The organism is Leclercia sp. 1548 (assembly GCF_050435045.1).
Taxonomy (GTDB): Bacteria; Pseudomonadota; Gammaproteobacteria; order Enterobacterales; family Enterobacteriaceae; genus Enterobacter; species Enterobacter adecarboxylatus.
The window spans coordinates 770,813-788,050 of the sequence record NZ_JBNDJP010000001.1 but is presented as its reverse complement, the minus strand read 5'-3'; the positions used below and the strand labels follow the sequence as shown (position 1 = coordinate 788,050).

The window sequence follows — 17,238 nt, the reverse complement described above, 5'->3', positions numbered from 1 at the left end:
GCACTGTTGTCCGTTTAGCACGCAGGCAGGAATTGCCTGATACCTGGAGAGCCTGTTTTGAGCCAGGAATATACCGAAGACAAAGAAGTCAATTTAACCAAGCTCAGCAGTGGACGTCGACTCCTTGAGGCGTTACTGATCCTTGTTGCTCTTTTTGCCGTCTGGTTGATGGCAGCCTTACTCAGTTTCAATCCCTCCGATCCCAGCTGGTCACAGACCGCATGGCACGAGCCTATCCATAATTTAGGCGGTGTACCGGGCGCATGGCTGGCAGATACGCTGTTCTTTATCTTTGGCGTGATGGCCTACACCCTCCCTGTCATCATTATTGGTGGCTGCTGGTTTGCCTGGCGTCATCGCCAGAACGATGATTACATCGATTACTTTGCCGTCTCGCTGCGTCTGATTGGCGCGCTGGCGCTGATTCTCACCTCCTGCGGTCTGGCGGCGATTAATGCCGATGACATCTGGTATTTTGCCTCGGGTGGCGTGATCGGCAGCCTGCTGAGTACCGCCCTGCAGCCGATGCTGCACAGCAGCGGCGGAACTATTGCGCTGCTCTGCGTCTGGGGCGCGGGACTGACGCTTTTTACCGGCTGGTCCTGGGTCAGCATTGCGGAAAAAATCGGCAGCGTCATCCTCAACGTGCTGACTTTTGCCAGCAACCGCACCCGTCGGGATGACACCTGGGTCGACGACGAATATGAAGATGACGACTACGAAGACGAGGAACCGACCACAGAGCGTCGTGAATCCCGTCGCGCCCGCATTATGCGCGGGGCGCTGGCTCGCCGTAAGCGCATGGCAGAGAAATTCGCTAATCCGTTAGGACGCAAGACCGATGCGGCCTTGTTCTCCGGCAAACGGATGGACGACGAGGAAGTGGCTTACAGCGCTCGTGGCGTGGCCGCCGACCCGGATGATGTGCTGTTCTCCGGCAACCGTGCGCTGGCCTCCGACTATGACGAGTACGATCCGCTGCTCAATGGCCACTCGGTGGCTGAGCCGCTTGCCGCCGCTGCCGCGGCGACCACCGCAACACAGGCCTTTGCTGCCCCGGTTGATCCGGTGACCCCACCAACCCCTTCGATGCCGGATGCCCATCTTCAGCCGCCAGCGGTTGAATGGCATGCGGAACCCGCCGCGCCAGCCGCGCCAGTCAATGCGGAACCACAACCTTATGCCGCCGCGCCGCAGGAGCAGTGGCAGCCGCCTTATCAGCCTGAACCGGTATACGCGCAGCCGCAGTATGAACAGCCACAGCACCAGCAGCCTCAGTACGCGCAGCCGCAGTATGAGCAGCCACAGCACCAGCAGCCGCAGTACGCACAGCCGCAGTATGAGCAACCGCAGTATGAGCAGCCGCAGCACCAGCAGCCGCAGTATGAGCAACCTCAGTACGCGCAGTCTCAGTACGAGCAGCCGCAGTTTGAGCAGCACCAGCAGCCGCAGTACGAGCAGTCGCAGTACGGACAGCCGCAGCAGTATGAACCGCAGCAAGCTGAGTATCAGCCTGAGCCGGTTGTTGCCCCGCCTGTCGTTGAAGCGCCGCCGGTTGAAGAGGTGAAACCGTCCCGACCACCGCTTTACTACTTTGAAGAAGTGGAAGAAAAACGTGCCCGTGAGCGCGAACAGCTTGCGGCCTGGTATCAGCCGGTGCCAGAGGAAGTACAAGAGCCAGCCCCGGTAAAAGCTGCTGAGATCCCATCTGTACCGGTTCCGGCCGTGGAGCCTGCGTCCGTTGTCGCCCCTGTGGCGGCGAGTGTGCAGCAGGCCACAGCCGCAGGTGCCGCTGCGGCCAGCGCTGCTGCACCTTTATTCAGCCTGGCCACCAGCGGCGCGCCGCGTCCGCAGGTGAAAGAGGGTATTGGCCCGCAACTGCCGCGTCCTAATCGCGTGCGCGTTCCCACCCGCCGTGAACTGGCCTCGTATGGCATTAAGCTGCCTTCTCAGCGGATGGCAGAAGAGAAAGCCCGTGAAGCCGGACGGCAGCAGTACGATGATGAGCAGTACGAAGACGATGCTGACGAAATGCAGCAGGACGAGCTGGCGCGCCAGTTCGCCCAGCAGCAAAAGCAACGTTATGGCGATGAGTATCAGCCTGAGCCACAGCAGTCTCAAAGTCAGGTTGACGAAGATGATGCCGCCGAAGCGGAGCTGGCTCGCCAGTTTGCCGCCACGCAGCAGCAGCGTTACGCCGGTGAACAACCGACAGGGGCGAATCCATTCTCGTTGGCGGATTTTGAATTCTCGCCGATGAAAGATCTGGTGGATGATACGCCGAGTGAACCGCTATTCACGCCGGGCGTGATGCCGGAAGCCGAGCCGCCGCGCCAGGCCTATACCCCGCCTAAGCCCGCGGTGGCACCGCCGACCGTGCAGCCGCAGCACCGCGCAGCGCAGCCACAGCAGTATGCACAACCTGCTCAACCGCAGCATGCAGCGCAGCCACAGCAGTATGCACAACCAGCTCAGCCGCAGCATGCAGCGCAGCCACAGCAGTATGCACAACCTGCTCAGCCGCAGCACGCAGCGCAGCCACAGCAGTATGCACAACCTGCTCAGCCGCAGCATGCAGCGCAGCCACAGCAGTATGCACAACCTGCTCAGCCGCAGCACGCAGCGCAGCCACAGCAGTTTGCACAACCTGCTCAGCCGCAGCATGTCGCGCAACCACAGCAGTATGCACCGCCGCAACAGCCTGTGATTCAGCCACCGCCTCAGCCGCAGGAGAGCCTGATCCACCCGCTGCTGATGCGCAACGGTGACAGCCGACCATTGCAGAAGCCAACTACGCCACTGCCGTCGCTGGATTTGTTAACGCCGCCACCGACAGAAGTTGAGCCGGTAGACACCTTTGCTCTGGAGCAGATGGCCCGTCTGGTTGAGGCCCGCCTGGCCGACTTCCGCATTAAAGCGGATGTGGTGAACTACTCGCCCGGTCCGGTCATCACCCGTTTTGAGCTTAATCTGGCGCCGGGTGTAAAAGCCGCCCGGATTTCAAACCTCTCCCGTGACCTTGCGCGATCCTTGTCGACCGTGGCCGTGCGTGTGGTTGAGGTTATCCCGGGCAAGCCGTACGTTGGGCTGGAACTGCCGAACAAAAAACGTCAGACCGTTTATCTGCGTGAAGTGCTCGATAACGCCAAATTCCGCGATAACCCGTCACCGCTGAGCGTGGTGCTGGGTAAAGATATTGCTGGTGAACCGGTAGTAGCCGATCTGGCGAAAATGCCGCACCTGCTGGTGGCGGGTACGACCGGTTCCGGTAAGTCCGTCGGCGTGAACGCCATGATCCTCAGCATGCTCTACAAAGCGCAGCCGGAAGATGTGCGTTTCATCATGATCGACCCGAAAATGCTGGAACTCTCGGTTTACGAAGGTATTCCACATCTGCTCACCGAAGTCGTGACCGATATGAAGGATGCTGCCAACGCGCTGCGCTGGAGCGTCAACGAGATGGAACGCCGCTACAAACTGATGTCTGCGCTGGGCGTGCGTAACCTTGCCGGTTATAACGAGATCATCGCCGAAGCGGCGAAGATGGGGCGTCCGATCCCGGATCCGTACTGGAAGCCGGGCGACAGCATGGATGCCCAACATCCGGTGCTGGAAAAACTGCCTTACATCGTAGTGCTGGTGGACGAATTTGCCGACCTGATGATGACCGTCGGTAAGAAGGTAGAAGAGCTTATCGCCCGTCTGGCCCAAAAAGCGCGTGCGGCGGGGATCCACCTGGTGCTGGCGACCCAGCGTCCGTCGGTGGATGTAATTACCGGACTTATCAAAGCGAACATCCCGACCCGTATCGCCTTTACGGTGTCGAGCAAAATTGACTCCCGTACCATTCTCGATCAGGGGGGCGCTGAATCGCTGCTCGGGATGGGTGACATGCTCTATTCCGGCCCGAACTCCACCTCGCCGGTGCGTGTCCACGGTGCCTTTGTACGCGATCAGGAAGTGCATGCCGTAGTACAGGACTGGAAAGCGCGCGGTCGTCCACAATACGTGGATGGCATCACCTCCGACAGCGAAAGCGAAGGCGGCGGTGGTGGTGGCGTTGACGGCGGCGAAGAGCTGGATCCGCTGTTCGATCAGGCCGTTAACTTCGTCACCGAGAAACGCAAAGCCTCTATTTCCGGGGTGCAACGCCAGTTCCGCATCGGCTACAACCGCGCGGCGCGTATCATCGAACAGATGGAAGCGCAGGGCATCGTCAGCGAGCAAGGGCACAACGGCAACCGTGAAGTGCTGGCTCCGCCGCCGTTTGAGTAAAACCCCTCGATTGCAAAGATGGGTAAATCAGCAATAATTAAGCATTTTCTTCTGTCGCCTGCCTGCGGGCAGGTCCAGAATAGTTGACAGAAAACCCCCATTTTCGGGATGACGCTTTGTAAGGACGACCAATGAAAAAAATTGCAATCACCTGTGCATTATTGACCAGTTTTGTGGCCAGCAGCGTCTGGGCAGATGCCGCCAGCGACCTGAAAAGCCGCCTGGACAAAGTCAGCAGCTTCCACGCCAGTTTCACCCAGAAAGTGACTGACGGCAGCGGCAATGCAGTGCAGGAAGGTCAGGGTGACCTGTGGGTGAAACGTCCCAATCTGTTCAACTGGCACATGACGCAGCCGGATGAGAGCATCCTGGTTTCCGACGGCAAGACCCTGTGGTTCTTCAACCCGTTTGTTGAGCAGGCCACGGCCACCTGGCTGAAAGATGCCACCAGCAATACGCCGTTTATGCTGATCGCCCGTAACCAGACCAGCGACTGGCAGCAGTACAACATTAAACAGAACGGTGATGAGTTTGTGCTGACGCCGAAAGGCAGTAACGGCAACCTGAAGCAGTTCACCATTAACGTCAGCAATAATGGCACCATCAATCAGTTCAGCGCCGTTGAGCAGGACGATCAGCGCAGCAGCTATCAGCTGAAATCCCAGCAGAACGGGGCGGTTGATGCATCTAAATTCACCTTTACCCCGCCGAAGGGCGTGACGGTGGATGACCAACGTAATAAGTAAGAGGCGTGCGTGAGCAACCTGTCGCTCGATTTTTCAGATAATGCGTTTCAACCTCTGGCCGCCCGTATGCGGCCAGAAAATTTAGCGCAGTATATCGGCCAGCAGCATCTGCTGGCTGCGGGCAAACCCCTGCCGCGCGCCATTGAGGCCGGGCATCTGCACTCGATGATCCTCTGGGGGCCACCGGGTACGGGTAAAACAACGCTGGCAGAGGTCATTGCCCGTTACGCCGACGCCGACGTCGAGCGTATTTCGGCCGTCACCTCAGGGGTGAAAGAGATCCGCGAAGCCATTGAGCGTGCACGGCAGAGCCGTAATGCCGGTCGCCGCACGATCCTGTTTGTCGATGAAGTTCACCGCTTCAACAAGAGTCAGCAGGACGCCTTCCTGCCGCATATCGAAGACGGCACCATCACGTTTATCGGTGCGACCACGGAAAACCCTTCGTTTGAACTCAATTCCGCACTGCTGTCCCGTGCTCGCGTCTATCTGCTGAAATCGTTAACCACCGAAGATATTGAGCAGGTGCTGACGCAGGCGATGGAAGACAAGGACCGGGGCTACGGCGGGCAGGATATCGTACTGCCAGACGATACCCGTCATGCGATTGCCGAGCTGGTCAATGGCGATGCGCGTCGGGCGTTGAATACCCTGGAAATGATGGCCGATATGACCGAAGCCGACGACAGCGGCAAGCGGGTGCTGCTTCCGGCTCTGCTGACCGAAATCGCCGGGGAACGCAGCGCGCGCTTTGATAACAAAGGCGACCGTTTTTACGATCTGATCTCGGCGCTGCATAAATCGGTGCGCGGCAGTGCACCCGATGCTGCGCTCTACTGGTATGCGCGCATTATCACTGCGGGGGGCGATCCGTTGTACGTTGCCCGTCGCTGCCTGGCGATTGCTTCGGAAGATGTCGGTAACGCCGATCCACGCGCCATGCAGGTGGCACTCTCAGCCTGGGACTGCTTCACCCGCGTCGGGCCTGCTGAAGGCGAACGCGCCATTGCCCAGGCGATTGTCTATCTGGCCTGTGCCCCGAAAAGCAATGCCGTGTATACCGCGTTCAAAGCCGCGATGTCTGATGCACGTGAGCGCCCTGACTACGATGTCCCTGTCCACCTGCGTAATGCCCCGACCAAACTGATGAAAGAGATGGGCTACGGTCAGGCCTATCGTTACGCCCACGATGAGCCGAACGCATACGCTGCCGGGGAAGAGTATTTCCCGCAGGAGATGGCACAAACACGCTATTATCGCCCGACAAACAGAGGTCTTGAGGGCAAGATTGGCGAAAAGCTCACCTGGCTTGCCGGACAGGATCAAAATAGCCCTATAAAACGCTACCGTTAGAACGATCGTTGCGGTAAGGTTGACGGGAAACTTCAGTGACCGCAGGCTGCGGTCATTTCCTCCTATTTTTTAATTCGATAAGCACAGGATAAGCATGCTCGATCCCAATCTGCTGCGTAACGAGCCAGACGCAGTCGCTGAAAAACTGGCACGCCGGGGCTTTAAACTGGATGTAGATAAGCTGCGCGCTCTTGAAGAGCGTCGTAAAGTTCTGCAGGTTCAAACTGAAAACTTGCAGGCAGAGCGTAACTCTCGATCGAAATCCATCGGCCAGGCGAAAGCGCGCGGGGAAGACATTGAGCCATTACGCCTGGAAGTGAACAAACTCGGTGAAGAACTGGATCAGGCGAAAGCCGAACTGGACGTTCTTCAGGCTGAGATTCGTGATATTGCCCTGGCAATCCCGAATACCCCTGACGACAGCGTACCTGTCGGCAAAGACGAAAATGACAACGTCGAAGTGAAACGCTGGGGCACCCCACGCGAATTCGATTTCGAAGTTCGCGATCACGTTACGCTGGGCGAAATGCACGCGGGGCTGGATTTTGCCGCGGCCGTTAAGCTGACCGGTTCCCGTTTTGTGGTCATGAAGGGCCAAATTGCCCATCTGCACCGCGCGCTGGCGCAGTTCATGCTGGATCTGCACACTGAGCAACATGGCTACAGCGAAACCTACGTCCCGTATCTGGTCAACCACGATACGCTGTACGGTACCGGGCAACTGCCGAAATTTGCCGGCGATCTGTTCCACACCCGTCCGCTGGACGAAGAGGCAGACAGCAGCAACTACGCGCTGATCCCAACCGCAGAAGTGCCGCTGACCAACCTTGTGCGCGATGAGATCATCGACGAAGACGATCTGCCGATCAAACTGACTGCACACTCTCCGTGCTTCCGTTCTGAAGCAGGTTCTTATGGTCGTGATACCCGTGGTCTGATCCGTATGCACCAGTTCGACAAAGTTGAGATGGTGCAGATCGTACGTCCAGAAACCTCCATGGATGCGCTGGAAGAGATGACCGCTCACGCAGAAAAAGTGCTGGAGTTGCTGGGTTTGCCGTATCGCCGCATGGCGCTGTGCACCGGTGACATGGGCTTTGGTGCCTGCAAAACCTTCGATCTGGAAGTGTGGGTTCCGGCGCAGGGTACCTATCGTGAAATATCCTCCTGTTCCAACGTTGGTGATTTCCAGGCGCGTCGTATGCAGGCACGTTGCCGCAGTAAGTCCGACAAGAAAACCCGTCTGGTACACACCCTGAACGGCTCCGGCCTGGCGGTGGGCCGTACCCTGGTGGCGGTGCTGGAAAACTACCAGCAGGCTGACGGACGTATCGAAATTCCTGAAGTTCTGCGCCCTTACATGAAAGGCCAGCAGTACATCGGCTAATTGCCAAAATGTAAAAAAGCGCCTGCGGGCGCTTTTTTTATGCCCCGCTTTTGACATCAGGCAATACCCACTCCCTCTAAAGGGGTAATACTCTCCCGGCAGTTGGTTAGCATAAACCGCTGCTAACGCAATCACTCCTTATATAAATAACTATATAGCGGTTGCTGTTGCACATGGAATTTTGTGAGCAATCAAAGTGAGAGTCTATGAAAATAAAAACGCCTGATGCCTTACTGGCTGCTGAGGTGAGCCGTCGCGGGCTGATGAAAACCACCGCGATTGGCGGCCTGGCCGTTGCCAGTAGCGCATTTACTTTGCCTTTTTCACGCCTGGCCTCGGCGGCTGAATCCGTAACAGCCAAAAAGCCGGATGAAAAGGTAGTCTGGAGCGCATGTACGGTGAACTGCGGCAGTCGCTGCCCGTTGCGAATGCATGTGGTCGACGGTGAGATCAAATACGTCGAGACTGACAATACCGGGGATGATAACTACGACGGGTTACACCAGGTGCGCGCCTGCCTGCGAGGCCGTTCCATGCGCCGCCGTGTTTATAACCCGGATCGCCTGAAATACCCAATGAAGCGGGTAGGTAAGCGTGGGGAGGGTAAATTCGAGCGCATCAGTTGGGACGAAGCCTTCGACACCATTGCCAGTAATATGCAGCGTCTGATAAAGGATTACGGCAACGAGTCCATCTATCTTAACTACGGCACCGGTACCCTCGGCGGAACCCTGACCCGCTCCTGGCCGCCGGGCAAAACCCTCATCGCCCGTCTGATGAACTGCTGTGGCGGCTATCTTAATCACTATGGCGACTACTCTACCGCGCAGATCGCGGCAGGGCTAAACTACACCTACGGCGGCTGGGCAGATGGCAATAGCCCGTCCGATATCGAAAATAGCCAGTTGGTGGTGCTGTTCGGCAACAACCCGGGCGAAACGCGTATGAGCGGCGGCGGCGTGACCTATTACGTTGAGCAGGCGCGCGAAAAATCGAATGCCAAAATGATCATCATCGATCCGCGCTACACCGATACCGGGGCGGGCCGCGAAGATGAATGGATCCCGATTCGTCCGGGAACCGATGCGGCGCTAATCTCCGCCCTGGCGTGGGTGATGATCAATGAAAACCTCGTCGACCAGCCTTTCCTCGATAAATATTGTGTCGGCTACGACGAAAAAACGTTACCAGAAGGCGCACCAGCCAACGGGCATTACAAGGCCTACATTCTGGGGCAGGGCAGCGACGGCATTGCCAAGACGCCTGAATGGGCATCTGCCATTACCGGCATTCCGCAGGCACGCATTGTGAAACTGGCGCGTGAAATTGCGGGCGCTAAGCCGGCGTTTATTTCGCAGGGCTGGGGGCCTCAGCGCCACGCCAACGGTGAGCTGGTGTCCCGCGCTATCTCCATGCTGGCGATTCTGACCGGCAATGTGGGCATCCACGGCGGTAACTCAGGCGCGCGCGAAGGCTCCTACTCCCTGCCTTTCGAACGCATGCCAACCCTGGAGAATCCGGTCAAGACCAGCATTTCCATGTTTATGTGGACCGACGCCATTGAGCGCGGTCCGGCAATGACCGCCACCCGCGACGGCGTGCGCGGCAAAGACAAGCTGGACGTGCCGATCAAGATGATCTGGAACTACGCCGGTAACTGTCTGATCAACCAGCATTCACAAATCAACCGCACCCACGAAATCCTGCAGGACGACAAAAAGTGCGAGCTGATAGTGGTGGTGGATTGCCATATGACCTCTTCGGCGAAGTACGCCGATATTCTGCTGCCGGATTGCACTGCTTCAGAACAGATGGACTTCGCGCTGGATGCCTCCTGCGGCAATATGTCGTACGTGATTTTTGCCGACCAGGCAATCAAGCCGCGCTTTGAATGCAAAACCATCTATGAGATGACGACGCAGATCGCGAAGCGAATGGGCGTTGAGGAAACGTTCACCGAAGGCCGCACCCAGGAAGGCTGGATGCGTCATCTTTACGAGCAGTCACGCAAGGCTATCCCTGATCTCCTGCCGTTTGACGAGTTCCGCAAGGCGGGCATGTTCAAACAGCGCGATCCGGAAGGGCATCACGTGGCCTATAAAGCGTTCCGTGAAGATCCGGTAGCTAACCCGTTGACCACGCCATCCGGCAAAATTGAAATTTACTCGGCGCAGCTGGCGGAAATTGCAGCGACGTGGGAGCTGGAAAAAGGGGACGTCATCGATCCGCTTCCGGTCTACAGCCCGGGCTTTGAGAACTACGATGATCCGCAAAGCAAAGACTATCCGCTTCAGCTGACAGGTTTCCACTATAAGGCGCGTACTCACTCGACCTACGGCAACGTGGACGTGCTGAAGGCTGCCTGCCGCCAGGAGATGTGGATCAACCCGGTTGATGCACAGAAACGTGGCATCGCCAACGGGGATCGTATCCGTATTTTCAACAGCCGCGGTGAAGTGCATATCGAAGCCAAAGTCACGCCGCGCATTCTGCCGGGCGTGGTGGCGTTAGGCGAGGGGGCCTGGTACAACCCGGATGCGAACCGTGTCGATCAGGCGGGCTGCATTAACGTGCTGACCACCCAACGCCCGTCGCCGCTGGCGAAAGGCAACCCGTCCCACAGTAACCTGGTTCAGGTTGAAAAGGCGTAAGGAGTAGCCGATGACCACTCAGTATGGATTTTTTATTGATTCCAGCCGCTGCACCGGGTGCAAAACCTGCGAGCTGGCGTGCAAGGATTACAAGGACCTCACCCCGGATGTCAGCTTCCGCCGCATCTACGAGTACGCGGGCGGCGACTGGCAGGAGGACAACGGCGTCTGGCACCAGAACGTGTTTGCCTACTATCTGTCCATCTCCTGCAACCACTGCGAGGACCCGGCCTGCACCAAAGTCTGCCCGAGCGGGGCGATGCACAAGCGCGAAGACGGCTTTGTGGTGGTGGATGAGGATGTCTGCATCGGCTGCCGCTACTGCCACATGGCCTGCCCGTACGGTGCCCCGCAGTACAACGCTGCCAAAGGCCATATGACCAAGTGCGACGGCTGCCATGAGCGGGTGGCGGAGGGCCAGAAGCCGATTTGTGTCGAGTCCTGCCCGCTGCGGGCGCTGGACTTCGGCCCGATTGAAGAGCTGCGCAAGAAGCACGGCAAACTGGCCGCTGTCGCGCCGCTGCCGTCGGCGCACTTCACGAAGCCGTCTATCGTCATTAAACCCAATGCCAACAGCCGACCCACGGGTGATACCACCGGCTATCTGGCTAATCCGCAGGAGGTGTGAGATGGGAAACGGATGGCATGAATGGCCGTTGATGATTTTTACGGTCTTCGGACAGTGTGTGGCGGGCGGGTTTATCGTGCTCGCCGTGGCGTTGTTAAACGGCAATCTGAACAGGGAGCAACAGCACCGGCTGGTAATGAGCATGTTTGGTCTGTGGGTGCTGATGGGGATCGGGTTTATCGCCTCCACGCTGCACCTCGGGTCGCCAATGCGCGCATTCAATTCCCTGAATCGTGTGGGCGCCTCTTCGCTCAGCAACGAAATCGCCAGCGGGGCGCTCTTCTTTGCTGTCGGTGGGCTGGGCTGGCTGCTGGCGGCGTTGAAAAAACTGCCGACAGGATTACGCAATCTTTGGCTGATCGTGACCATGGTGCTGGGTGTCGTGTTTGTCTGGATGATGGTGCGGGTCTATAACACCATCGACACGGTCCCCACCTGGTACAGCGTCTGGACGCCAATGAGCTTCTTCCTGACCCTGTTTATCGGGGGCCCGCTGCTCGGCTTCCTGCTCCTGCGCGTAGCAGGCGTCGATGGCTGGGCCATGCGTTTACTGCCTGCCGTGTCGCTGTTGGCGCTGGCGGTCAGTACGATCGTTGCGCTGCTCCAGGGCGCGGAACTGGCGACGATCCACAGCTCCATTCAGCAGGCCTCAACTCTGGTGCCCGAGTATGGTTCGCTGATGGCTTGGCGGGTGGCGCTGCTGGCAGTGGCGCTGGTGTGCTGGATTGTGCCTCAGCTGAAAGGCTATCAGCCTGCGCTCCCGTTATTGTCGTTGGCATTTTTGCTGGTGTTGGCAGGAGAATTGATTGGCCGCGGGGTATTTTACGGTCTGCATATGACCGTTGGCATGGCTATCGCCAGTTAACGCTGATTATTGTTATATAAAGCCGGGACTTAGTGCCCGGCTTTTCTTTTTTCAATCATGAAATTTTTCAACTGTCGCCTGGCTTTCATTTTTAATCTAAATAAACAAAAACAAATACATAATTAATATCGATAGCTGACTTTGCATTAGCAGGATGAGTTTTTTCAATCGACAAGGTACATATTGTGCGTGCGCCCCTTTCGGGTGGATTGACTTTGTTTTTGCCAGTGGCATGATGCGCACGAAATCTGAACTTCCTCACGGTTTTTAATCCATGTCGACCTATACCCGGCCAGTGCTCCTGTTGCTCTGTGGCCTCCTTTTGCTGACCCTGGCGATCGCGGTGTTAAATACGCTCGTCCCGCTGTGGCTCGCCCATGAACACTTACCGACCTGGCAGGTGGGTATGGTCAGCTCGTCCTTTTTTACCGGTAATCTGCTGGGCACCCTGATGACAGGAAGCCTGATTAAACGTTTTGGTTTTAACCGCAGCTATTATCTGGCATCGCTTATTTTTGCCGCTGGCTGTGCCGGGTTAGGGCTGATGGTCGGATTCTGGAGCTGGATGGCCTGGCGCTTTATTGCGGGCGTTGGCTGCGCCATGATCTGGGTGGTAGTGGAGAGTGCCCTGATGTGCAGTGGCACCTCCCGCAACCGTGGGCGTCTGCTGGCAGCCTATATGATGGTCTATTACATCGGAACCGTGTTGGGTCAACTGATGGTCAGCAAACTGCCAACTGACCTGATGAGCGTGCTGCCATGGGTGACCGGCATGGTGCTGGCCGCCATTCTGCCGCTGCTCTTTACGCGTATTGTGAACCAGAGCAGCGAGCATCAGGAGGCAACTCACATCTGGCCGATGCTGAGATTGCGTCAGGCGCGTCTGGGAGTAAATGGCTGCATTATCTCCGGGATTGTACTGGGTTCGCTGTATGGACTCATGCCGCTCTATCTGAACCACCAGGGAGTCAGTGATTCCGGGATCGGTTTCTGGATGGCGGTGATGGTCAGCGCCGGGATTGTCGGGCAGTGGCCGATTGGTCGCCTTGCCGACCGCTTTGGCCGTCTGCTGGTGTTGCGCGTTCAGGTCTTTGTGGTGATCATGGGTTGTCTCGCCATGCTCAGTAATGCCGCGATGGCGCCGGCACTGTTTATCCTCGGTGCTGCGGGCTTTACCCTCTATCCGGTGGCGATGGCCTGGGCCTGTGAGAAAGTGGAGCATCATCAGCTGGTGGCCATGAACCAGGCGCTGTTGCTGAGCTATACCATCGGCAGTTTGCTGGGACCCACCTTCACCGCCATGCTGATGCAGAACTATTCTGACAATCTGCTGTTTATCATGATTGCCAGCGTGTCATTTATTTATCTGTTAATGCTGCTGCGTAAAGTGGGTGAACATCCAACGCCGGTGGCGCATGCCTGAGTAAATAAAAGCCTGTCGCCGACAGGCTTTTTTGTTTCTGTCACATATAAGAGTTTTACGCATTGTTTGTTTATTGTGTCAGACGATAATTCAGAAGCGTTCTATCACTAAAAGGCAGCGATCATGTCTACTCGTCGTTTTACCACTACAGCGCTGGCAGTAGTATTGTCTTTAACCTTCGCAATTGCACCCGCTATGGCTAATCCAGGAAACGGAAATGGTCACGGCAACGGACAAGGTAATAGCGGCAATCATGGTAACGGCAATTCCGGTAAGGGGAATGCCGGTAATCAGGGCCATAAACAAGATAACGGTCACCAGAATTCAGGCAAATCGAATAAAAACGTAAAAGACGATGTCGATGCTCGCGTCAGTTACGATCACGCCCGGCATCTGGCGTTGAATTACGGCTTAACGGGTTATGACTCACTGCCTCCGGGGATTGCAAAAAACCTCGCGCGCGGTAAACCGCTGCCTTCGGGCATCGCGAAAAAGGCCGTTCCGGCATCAATGCTAGGTCAATTACCTTCTTATCCTGGGTATGAATGGCGGGTGGTCGGAAAGGATCTGGTCTTAATTGCGCTGAGTACGGCGATAGTGACCACCATTATTAATGGTGTCTTTGACTAATAAATAAAACGCCCGGTGAAAGCCGGGCGTTTTGTTAATACATGACCTTGTGACCGTACTGCTCCAGAATGCCTTTTACGCGTTCCATGGTCTCTTTTTTCGGCGGCTTAACGCCATCCAGTTTGTACTCTTCGCCCATCGCCACCCATTTATGTTTGCCCAGCTCGTGATACGGCAGCAATTCAATTTTCTCAACGTTGCCTATATCGCGTGTGAACTCACCCAGGCGGTGTGCAGAGTCGTCGTCATCTGACCATCCCGGCACCACAACGTAACGGATCCAGGTTTTGATGCCTTTAGCAGAGATATATTTCGCAAACTCGAGGGTGCGGTGGTTAGAGACGCCGACCAGATTTTGATGGATCTCATCGTTCATCTGCTTGAGGTCCAGCATCACCAGATCGGTCACTTCCAGCAGCTCATCAATCACCGGATCGTAGCGACGGACAAAGCCATTGGTATCCAGGCAGGTATGAATGCTCTCTTTATGGCAGGCGCGGAACCAGTCACGAACGAATTCGGCCTGCAGAATCGCTTCCCCGCCGGAAGCCGTCACACCGCCACCAGAGGCGTTCATAAAGTGGCGGTAGGTCACTACCTCTTTCATTAATTCTTCGACAGTAACTTCTTTGCCACCGTGAGTATCCCAGGTGTCGCGGTTATGGCAGTACAGGCAGCGCATCAGGCAGCCCTGGAAGAAAGTGATAAAGCGGATGCCCGGGCCATCGACGGTGCCACAGGACTCAAAGGAGTGAATGCGACCAATAGTTGACATTGCGGTGATATCTCCAGATTCGGCCCGTCCGGGGCCTGTGTATATGCACAACTCAATCGGCTGTGTCGAGTCTGTTTTGGCTGTTATCCATTCATTATAGATAGCGGGCAAAAGAGACTAAGGTAGGGGAGGTGTTAAAAAGGCCCCACTTGTGTGGAGCCTTTATTGTACGCTTTTTACGGCGCCATTTCAGTCAAATCCACTTACATGGACTGAGTGAAAGTACGGGTAATCACGTCTTTCTGCTGTTCTTTAGTCAGCGAGTTGAAACGCACCGCGTAACCAGAAACACGGATGGTCAGCTGAGGATATTTCTCAGGGTGTTCCATCGCATCAAGCAGCATTTCACGGTTCATGACGTTCACGTTCAGGTGTTGACCACCTTCGATGGACGCTTCGTGATGGAAGTAACCATCCATCAGACCCGCGAGGTTGGTTTTACGCACTTCGTCGTCTTTACCCAGCGCATTTGGCACGATAGAGAAGGTGTAAGAGATACCATCTTTCGCGTAAGCAAACGGCAGTTTAGCAACGGAGGTCAGAGAGGCAACAGCACCTTTCTGGTCACGACCGTGCATTGGGTTAGCACCTGGTCCGAATGGCGCGCCAGCACGACGACCGTCTGGGGTGTTACCGGTTTTCTTACCATAAACCACGTTAGAGGTGATGGTCAGAACAGACTGAGTCGGGATAGCGTTACGGTAGGTGGTCAGTTTCTGAATTTTCTTCATGAAACGTTCAACCAGGTCAACCGCCATGTCATCAACGCGAGCGTCGTTGTTACCAAACTGCGGGTATTCGCCTTCGATTTCGAAGTCTACAGCCAGGCCGTCTTCGTCACGAATTGGTTTAACTTTCGCATATTTGATAGCAGACAGGGAGTCAGCCGCAACGGACAGACCTGCGATACCACATGCCATGGTGCGAACAACGTCACGGTCGTGCAGCGCCATCAGAGAGGCTTCGTAGCTGTACTTATCGTGCATGTAGTGGATGATGTTCAGCGCAGTGACGTACTGTTTAGCCAGCCAGTCCATGAAGTGATCCATACGATCCATCACTTCGTCGAAGTTCAGGACGTCGCCTTTGATCGGCTCAGACTTAGGACCAACCTGCATTTTCAGTTTTTCATCAACGCCGCCGTTGATTGCATACAGCATGGTTTTCGCGAGGTTAGCACGCGCACCGAAGAACTGCATTTGCTTACCAACAACCATTGGGCTTACGCAGCATGCAATCGCGTAGTCATCGTTGTTGAAGTCTGGACGCATCAGGTCATCGTTCTCGTACTGCAGAGAAGAGGTGTCGATGGATACTTTAGCGGCATATTTTTTGAAGTTCAGTGGCAGTTTTTCAGACCACAGAACGGTAATGTTCGGCTCCGGTGATGGCCCCATGGTGTACAGGGTGTTCAGGAAGCGGAAGCTGTTTTTAGTCACCAGAGTACGGCCATCTACGCCCATACCGCCGATAGATTCAGTTGCCCAGATTGGGTCACCGGAGAACAGCTCATCATACTCAGGGGTACGCAGGAAGCGAACCATACGCAGTTTCATGACCAGGTGGTCAATCATTTCCTGTGCGTCTTGTTCGGTGATTTTGCCTGCTTTCAGGTCACGTTCGATGTAGGCATCCAGGAAGGTGGATACACGACCGAAGGACATTGCTGCGCCGTTCTGAGATTTAACCGCTGCCAGGTAACCGAAGTAAGTCCACTGGATAGCTTCCTGAGCGTTGGTCGCAGGACCGGAGATATCGCAACCGTATTTCGCTGCCATCTCTTTGATCTGACCCAGCGCACGATGCTGTTCGGAGATCTCTTCACGCAGACGGATAGTCGCTTCCAGGTTAACGCCATTTTCCAGATCGGACTGCAGAGACAGGAACTGTGCGTATTTGTCTTTCAGCAGGAAGTCGATACCGTACAGCGCAACGCGACGGTAGTCACCGATGATACGACCACGGCCATATGCATCTGGCAGACCGGTCAGGACGCCTGATTTACGGCAGTTCAGGATGTCTTTGGTGTAAACGTCAAACACGCCCTGGTTGTGGGTTTTGCGGTATTCAGTGAAGATTTTCTTCAGCATTGGGTCCAGCTCGCGATCGTACGCTTTGCAGGAACCTTCTACCATTTTGATACCACCGAACGGGATAATCGCACGTTTCAGTGGTGCTTCAGTTTGCAGACCAACAATCTTCTCGAGGGACTTGTTGATATAACCCGCGTCGTGAGAAGTAATGGTGGACGCGATGGAGGTGTCGAAATCAACAGGCGCGTGAGTGCGGTTTTCCTGCTTAACGCCTTCCATAACGCTGTCCCACAGGGCAGTGGTTGCGTCGGTAGCACCGGCCAGGAAGGATTCGTCACCTTCATATGGGGTGTAGTTTTTCTGGATGAAGTCACGAACGTTGACTTCATTCTGCCAATCACCTTTGGCAAAACCTTCCCATGCTGCGGCTAACTTTTCATTAAGTTCGGACATGTAACACCTACCTTCTTAA

General features: G+C 55.9%; 11 protein-coding genes. 9 read left to right on the top strand and 2 right to left on the bottom strand.

Going from position 1 to position 17,238, the window contains the following annotated elements; genetic code table 11:
* Window positions 1–57 precede the first annotated feature (57 nt).
* The 9 genes from ftsK (at window position 58) to ABIE02_RS03780 (ending at window position 13,958) form a co-directional block, all read left to right on the top strand.
* Complete coding sequence (gene ftsK / locus ABIE02_RS03820) at window positions 58–4,275, top strand: DNA translocase FtsK (RefSeq protein ID WP_336995023.1); 4,218 nt, start codon at window positions 58–60, stop codon at window positions 4,273–4,275.
* Window positions 4,276–4,406: 131 nt separating this feature from the next.
* Window positions 4,407–5,021, top strand: coding sequence for an outer membrane lipoprotein chaperone LolA (lolA, locus tag ABIE02_RS03815; RefSeq protein ID WP_032617339.1), 615 nt, complete (start codon window positions 4,407–4,409; stop codon window positions 5,019–5,021).
* 9 nt (window positions 5,022–5,030) lie between these two features.
* Window positions 5,031–6,374, top strand: coding sequence for a replication-associated recombination protein RarA (gene rarA, locus ABIE02_RS03810; RefSeq protein ID WP_032617340.1), 1,344 nt, complete (start codon window positions 5,031–5,033; stop codon window positions 6,372–6,374).
* A gap of 94 nt (window positions 6,375–6,468) precedes the next feature.
* Window positions 6,469–7,761 carry a serine--tRNA ligase gene (gene serS / locus ABIE02_RS03805; protein ID WP_032617341.1) on the top strand — a complete coding sequence of 431 codons (1,293 nt, stop codon included), beginning with the start codon at window positions 6,469–6,471 and terminating at the stop codon, window positions 7,759–7,761.
* A 206-nt stretch (window positions 7,762–7,967) separates the two neighbouring features.
* On the top strand, window positions 7,968–10,412 hold the full coding sequence (gene dmsA / locus ABIE02_RS03800) for a dimethylsulfoxide reductase subunit A (RefSeq protein ID WP_151583843.1): 2,445 nt from the start codon (window positions 7,968–7,970) through the stop codon (window positions 10,410–10,412).
* 10 nt (window positions 10,413–10,422) lie between these two features.
* Window positions 10,423–11,040: a DMSO/selenate family reductase complex B subunit gene (locus tag ABIE02_RS03795; protein WP_059307999.1), complete on the top strand. Its 618-nt coding sequence runs from the start codon at window positions 10,423–10,425 to the stop codon at window positions 11,038–11,040.
* Between the two features lies 1 nt (window position 11,041).
* The gene (locus ABIE02_RS03790) at window positions 11,042–11,905 is read left to right on the top strand and encodes a dimethyl sulfoxide reductase anchor subunit family protein (protein ID WP_285125433.1); all 864 of its coding nucleotides are present in this window, start codon (window positions 11,042–11,044) and stop codon (window positions 11,903–11,905) included.
* Between the two features lie 274 nt (window positions 11,906–12,179).
* Window positions 12,180–13,328: an MFS transporter gene (locus ABIE02_RS03785; RefSeq protein WP_032617345.1), complete on the top strand. Its 1,149-nt coding sequence runs from the start codon at window positions 12,180–12,182 to the stop codon at window positions 13,326–13,328.
* A gap of 123 nt (window positions 13,329–13,451) precedes the next feature.
* Window positions 13,452–13,958 (top strand): anti-virulence regulator CigR family protein, encoded by a 507-nt coding sequence (locus ABIE02_RS03780; protein WP_117385687.1) that lies wholly within the window; start codon window positions 13,452–13,454, stop codon window positions 13,956–13,958.
* A gap of 34 nt (window positions 13,959–13,992) precedes the next feature.
* On the opposite strand, the gene pflA is transcribed toward ABIE02_RS03780, so the two are convergent.
* Both pflA and pflB read right to left on the bottom strand, forming a co-directional pair.
* Window positions 13,993–14,733 carry a pyruvate formate lyase 1-activating protein gene (gene pflA / locus ABIE02_RS03775; RefSeq protein ID WP_285125434.1) on the bottom strand — a complete coding sequence of 247 codons (741 nt, stop codon included), beginning with the start codon at window positions 14,731–14,733 and terminating at the stop codon, window positions 13,993–13,995.
* A gap of 203 nt (window positions 14,734–14,936) precedes the next feature.
* Window positions 14,937–17,219, bottom strand: coding sequence for a formate C-acetyltransferase (pflB, locus tag ABIE02_RS03770; protein ID WP_032617350.1), 2,283 nt, complete (start codon window positions 17,217–17,219; stop codon window positions 14,937–14,939).
* Window positions 17,220–17,238: the final 19 nt, after the last annotated feature.

Excerpts from the sequence above, each read along its gene's own strand:
- lolA (WP_032617339.1), top strand. The coding sequence starts at position 4,407 with ATGAAAAAAATTGCAATCACCTGTGCATTATTGACCAGTTTTGTGGCC.
- serS (WP_032617341.1), top strand. The coding sequence starts at position 6,469 with ATGCTCGATCCCAATCTGCTGCGTAACGAGCCAGACGCAGTCGCTGAA.
- dmsA (WP_151583843.1), top strand. The coding sequence starts at position 7,968 with ATGAAAATAAAAACGCCTGATGCCTTACTGGCTGCTGAGGTGAGCCGT.
- ABIE02_RS03795 (WP_059307999.1), top strand. The coding sequence starts at position 10,423 with ATGACCACTCAGTATGGATTTTTTATTGATTCCAGCCGCTGCACCGGG.
- ABIE02_RS03790 (WP_285125433.1), top strand. The coding sequence starts at position 11,042 with ATGGGAAACGGATGGCATGAATGGCCGTTGATGATTTTTACGGTCTTC.
- ABIE02_RS03785 (WP_032617345.1), top strand. The coding sequence starts at position 12,180 with ATGTCGACCTATACCCGGCCAGTGCTCCTGTTGCTCTGTGGCCTCCTT.
- ABIE02_RS03780 (WP_117385687.1), top strand. The coding sequence starts at position 13,452 with ATGTCTACTCGTCGTTTTACCACTACAGCGCTGGCAGTAGTATTGTCT.
- pflA (WP_285125434.1), bottom strand. The coding sequence starts at position 14,733 with ATGTCAACTATTGGTCGCATTCACTCCTTTGAGTCCTGTGGCACCGTC.
- pflB (WP_032617350.1), bottom strand. The coding sequence starts at position 17,219 with ATGTCCGAACTTAATGAAAAGTTAGCCGCAGCATGGGAAGGTTTTGCC.